Raw genomic sequence first — 4485 nt, 5'->3', positions numbered from 1 at the left:
GATCTGCCGAGTCCGCGCGGCCCCCGCTCGTCCGGCGGTACGCACCCACCCGCACCGCCCGCGCCACGCGACCCGGTCCACGGCCAGGGCCGCACCACGGACGGTCAGCCGTGCGTGGTGATGCCCCCGTCGACCGGGATCACGGCGCCGGTCAGGTACGCGCCGGCCCGCGACGCCAGGAAGATCGCGACGCCGGCCATGTCCTCCGGGCGGCCGATCCGACCGAGGGGCACCTGCGCCTCGACGGCGGCCCGGGCATCCGGGTCGTCCAGGACGAACGCCATCATCTTGCTCTCGAACGGTCCCGGGGCGACCGCGTTGACGGTGATCCGTTCGCCGACGAGTTGGTGCGCCAGGGTGCGGGTCAGCATGTGCAGGGCCGCCTTCGTCGCCGAGTAGGCGTACACCTCCATGGCCGGGACCCGGATGCCGTCGACCGAGCCGATGTTGATCACGCGGGCCGGGTCGTCGGCGCTGGCGGCGGTGCGCAGCACCGGCAGCAGCTCGGTGGTGAGCCGGAAGACGGCCTTGACGTTGACCGCCCAGAGCTTGTCGAACGCGCTCTCCGGATACTCCTCAAGCGGCGCCCCCCAGGTCGCCCCGGCGTTGTTGACCAGCACGTCGAGCCGGTCCACCCGGTCCCGGACGGCGGCGGCCAACCGCCGTGCGCCGTCGTCGCTGCCGAGGTCGGCGGGGATCGCGGTGCAGTGGCCGAGCGCGGACAGCTCCGCCGCGACCGCCTCGCAGGCGGCGGCCTTGCGGGACGAGATGATGACGTGCGCGCCGGCCGCCACGAAACCTCGGGCGATCATCAGCCCGATTCCCCGCGAACCGCCGGTCACCAGGACAGTCTTGCCGTCGACCGAGAACAGATCCTGCATGCGCATCCCCTCGCGAGCCGGCCGCGACCTCCCGGCGGCCGGCCCGTCGACGCGGACGGTTCGCCCGCCACGGCGACCAGATGACTACCGATCGGTAACGTAACCGCCGGCCGGTACGCCGACAAGAGCGCGCCATCCATCCGGGTCGGTCGAGGGGTGGACGCCGACGGCACGGGCTCGGCGACGCGCCCGTCACCAGAGGTGCGTACCGGCCGGTCGCGGGCTAACGTCGCAGGTGATGGTCCCTTCCGGTCACCTCGACAGGGTTCTGCCCGACGCCGCCTCCGGTCCGGCCGAGATCGACACGATCACGCTGCGTGATCTGGCGCCCGACACTCGGTGGCGACGTCCGGTCCTGCTCGACCGCGAGCTGATCGTGCTCAGCACGGGCGGTCACGGCATCGCCGAGGTGGACTTCCGCGCCCAGCCCTGCCGGCCCGGCACGCTACTGCGCGTACGCGCCGGGCAGGTGCTGCGCTGCCCGCCACCCCGTCTCGACGCCACCGTGGTCCGCTGGCACCCGGACGCGGTGCGCGGGCTCGACGTCGACGTGGACCACGTACCCACCCGCGTGCAGCTCGCCGGTGAGGACGAGGACGCGGTCATCAACGAGGTGACCCAGTTGACCGTGGACGTCCGTCGGCACCAGGACGTGCCGGCCGGCCGCAGTCTGCTGCGCCACCAGCTCACCGTGCTGCTGCTGCGCCTGAGCATGCTGCCGTCCGAGGCGCACCGCGCGGGTCGCCCCGAGGAGGAGACCTTCCGCCGGTTCTGTCGCGAGGTGGAGCGCGGTTACCAGCGCACCCGTCGGGTCGAGGACTACGCCGAGCGGCTGAACTGCTCGGTGCGTACCCTCACCCGGGCCTGCCTGGCGGTGACCGGGCGCAGCGCCAAGCAGGTGGTGGACGAGCGGGTCGCGCTCCAGGCCAGCCGGTTGCTGGCCGCCACCGACGAGCCCATCGCCCGGATCGGTCGGCAGCTCGGCTTCACCGAACCGACCAACTTCGGCCGGTTCTTCACCCGCGAGGTCGGGGTCAGCCCGGGGGCGTTCCGGGCCGCCCGCGAACACCCCGGACCGAGCCCGGTCGTCCGTCCCCGGTCACCCGCCGAGCCGACCCCGATGCTGCGGCCCCACCCGCCGGTCGAGGCCCGTCAGGCGTGAGAGCGCCCGTCCGGTCGGTCACTCCGTCAGCCCGGCGACGCCCAGGCACGGGCCGGTTGGGCATGATGGCAGGGTGCAGATCTCCGCGCGTGGCGACTACGCGGTACGAGCGGCGCTGAGCCTGGCCGCCGCGTACCCGTCATTGCTGTCCACCCAGACCATCTCCGCGGAGCAGGACATGCCGCGCAAATTCCTTGAGGCGGTCCTGGCCGACCTGCGTCGGTCCGGCCTGGTCCGCGCCCAGCGCGGCGCCGAGGGCGGGTACGCCCTGGCCCGGCCGCCCCGGGAGGTGACCATCGGGGCGGTGCTGCGCGCGGTGGAGGGACCGTTGGCCGGCGTACGCGGGCTGCGCCCGGAGGAGACCAGCTACGACGGGGTGGCGCAGCACCTGCCCGGGTTGTGGGTGGCGGTGCGGGCCTCGTTGCGTCGGGTGGTCGACGAGGTGAGCCTGGCCGACGTGGTGGGCGGCCGGTTGCCCGCCCACGTCCGTCGGCTGACCACCGCGCCCGACGCCTGGGAACCCCGCTGACGCAGCGGTCCGCGCCGGGCGCGGTCGGTCACGCGGCGGCTGCCGTGGTGTAGCCGCCCCGGTGGTGCAGCAGCGGCGCGCCGTCGACGCCTTCGGCGAGCGCCAGCGGCTCGGCGATCACCAGCGAGTGGTCGCCCGCCGGCACCCGGTGCACCACCCGGCAGAGCAGCCGCGCCAGCACCCCGGTCAGCAGCGGCAGCCCGAACGGACCGGCCTCCCAGTAGGGGTACGCGGCGAAGCGGTCCACGCCCTTGGCGGCGAAGATCCGGGCGGCCTCGGTCTGGTTCGCGGCGAGCAGGTGCACGGCGACGTGCTCGGCCCGGTCGAGCACCGGTGAGCTGGACGAGGTCGCGCCGAGGCAGAACGACACCAGCGGCGGGTCCAGCGACACGGAGGTGAACGAGGTCGCGGTGAACCCGGCCCGCAGCGGGGCGCCCACGTCACCGAGGCAGGCGGGTCGGGTGCCCCGGGCCACGGCGGTGACCACGGTGACCGTGCTGGCCTGGCGGCGCAGCAGCGTGCGGAACAGCTCCGGGTCCACCGGCCGCAGCTCGTCGGTGCGGCTGCGCTGCGCGGTGGTCACGCCGTCACCGGTGCCGTGCGGCGGGTCGGCGTGGCCGGTGCGACGGGGTGAGGGGTGCGGTGCATGCGGGGTCCTCTCCGAAACGCCAGGTGGAGTCGGCAACTCCGCGTCTCCCATGAGTTGGGATGAACGCTCTTTCACTCCACACACTGATGATTCAACCAGGATCTTGAGCCCGACAACACCCATCTGATGAATAGGATATTCGGGCCACCGGGGACGTCTCACATCCACTGTGCACGACATGGTTTGGCGAATCGTCGATACGGGAATCTTCGATGCCGCGCGGGGATGACGAAGGGAGGCCCACGATGGGTCTGATGTTCCGCAAACGCAAGAAGTACGGGCCGCTGATCCTGAACTTCACCGAGAACGGTTTCTCGTCCTGGAGCATCAAGATCGGTCGCTGGTCGTGGAACTCGCGGGCCAAGGCGCACCGCGTCGACCTGCCCGGCCCGCTCTCCTGGAAGCAGGACAAGTCCCGGGCGTGAGCCCGGAGGTCGCGCGGGGCGTCGGAGCACTCCGACGCCCCGTTCGCACGTGCCGGCGGCCCACCCCGACCCCGGCCCGCCACCCCCGGAATCGACGGATCCGCCCGGTCGGCGGCGCGCCGGACCGGACAATCGCGACATGCAATCGACACCGGACCATCGGCGCGAACGTCGGCGGGCATGGCTGGCCGGCCTGCTGCTCCTGGTCGTGTACTTCGTCGTCCCGGTCGAGGCCGATCCGAACGGCGCCCGCCTCGGCCTGCGCGTCGCCCTGACCCTGCTGCTGCTGGGCGGAGTCGCCGCCCTGGTCACCGGCCAGGTACGCCGACAGCTCGTCGCCGTCGCGCGAGGTCGGCAGCCACCCTCGGTGCTGCACCTGGTGGTGGCCCTGGTCGCCGGGCTGCTCGCCTTCGCCCTGGCCGACTACGTCGTCGCCCGGGTCGCTCCGGAGCAGTTCGTCGCGCTGCACACCCGGGTGGACGCGCTCTACTTCGCGCTCGCCACGCTGACCACCGTCGGCTACGGCGACGTGCACGCCCAGGGACAGTTCGCCCGGGTGCTGGTCTGCGCGCAGCTCGTCTTCAGCATCGGGGTGATCGCCACCGGCGCGTCGCTGGCGGTCAAACGGCTCACCGAGCGGCGGCCGTGATCACCACGTCCCCGCCGAGCCTCCCCTGCTCCGGGTCACGCCGCACCTCGCCCGCGTCGAGCAACGCGTCCAGGGCCCGCACCGCGTCCACGGCCCGGTACGCCGTGTCGGTCACCGCGTACCGGCGCAGCTCGGTCACCGTACGCGGGCCGGTGCGGGACAACTCGGCGAGCAGCGCCCGGCCCAGCGG

The 4485-nt window shown here is 73.2% G+C and carries 6 protein-coding genes and 1 pseudogene; 4 read left to right on the top strand and 3 right to left on the bottom strand.

Annotation, left to right across the window (positions count from 1 at the left end):
• Positions 1-104 precede the first annotated feature (104 nt).
• The gene (locus EYA84_RS27360) at positions 105-881 is read right to left on the bottom strand and encodes a glucose 1-dehydrogenase (RefSeq protein ID WP_131056667.1); all 777 of its coding nucleotides are present in this window, start codon (positions 879-881) and stop codon (positions 105-107) included.
• A 238-nt stretch (positions 882-1119) separates the two neighbouring features.
• On the opposite strand from EYA84_RS27360, the gene EYA84_RS27355 reads away from it, so the two are divergent.
• Positions 1120-2043: an AraC family transcriptional regulator gene (locus tag EYA84_RS27355; protein ID WP_131056665.1), complete on the top strand. Its 924-nt coding sequence runs from the start codon at positions 1120-1122 to the stop codon at positions 2041-2043.
• Positions 2044-2116: 73 nt separating this feature from the next.
• The gene (locus EYA84_RS27350) at positions 2117-2572 is read left to right on the top strand and encodes an Rrf2 family transcriptional regulator (protein ID WP_131056663.1); all 456 of its coding nucleotides are present in this window, start codon (positions 2117-2119) and stop codon (positions 2570-2572) included.
• 28 nt (positions 2573-2600) lie between these two features.
• Here EYA84_RS27350 and EYA84_RS27345 read toward each other — a convergent pair whose 3' ends face one another.
• Positions 2601-3155 carry a flavin reductase family protein gene (locus EYA84_RS27345; RefSeq protein WP_131056661.1) on the bottom strand — a complete coding sequence of 185 codons (555 nt, stop codon included), beginning with the start codon at positions 3153-3155 and terminating at the stop codon, positions 2601-2603.
• Between the two features lie 311 nt (positions 3156-3466).
• Here EYA84_RS27345 and EYA84_RS27340 point away from each other — a divergent pair, with 311 nt between their 5' ends.
• The gene (locus tag EYA84_RS27340) at positions 3467-3646 is read left to right on the top strand and encodes a DUF4236 domain-containing protein (protein WP_131056659.1); all 180 of its coding nucleotides are present in this window, start codon (positions 3467-3469) and stop codon (positions 3644-3646) included.
• Between the two features lie 139 nt (positions 3647-3785).
• Entirely contained in the window at positions 3786-4295 is a 510-nt protein-coding gene (locus tag EYA84_RS27335) for a potassium channel family protein (RefSeq protein WP_131056658.1), read from the top strand.
• On the opposite strand, the pseudogene EYA84_RS27330 reads toward EYA84_RS27335, so the two are convergent.
• Positions 4276-4485 (bottom strand): annotated as a pseudogene (locus EYA84_RS27330) (hypothetical protein); the annotation flags it as partial. The gene EYA84_RS27335 and the pseudogene EYA84_RS27330 overlap by 20 nt on opposite strands.

The sequence above is a fragment of the Verrucosispora sp. SN26_14.1 genome, assembly GCF_004307965.1.
Classification (GTDB): Bacteria; Actinomycetota; Actinomycetes; order Mycobacteriales; family Micromonosporaceae; genus Micromonospora.
Note: the sequence above shows the minus strand (reverse complement) of the source record. Positions and strands in the feature narration are given on the sequence as shown.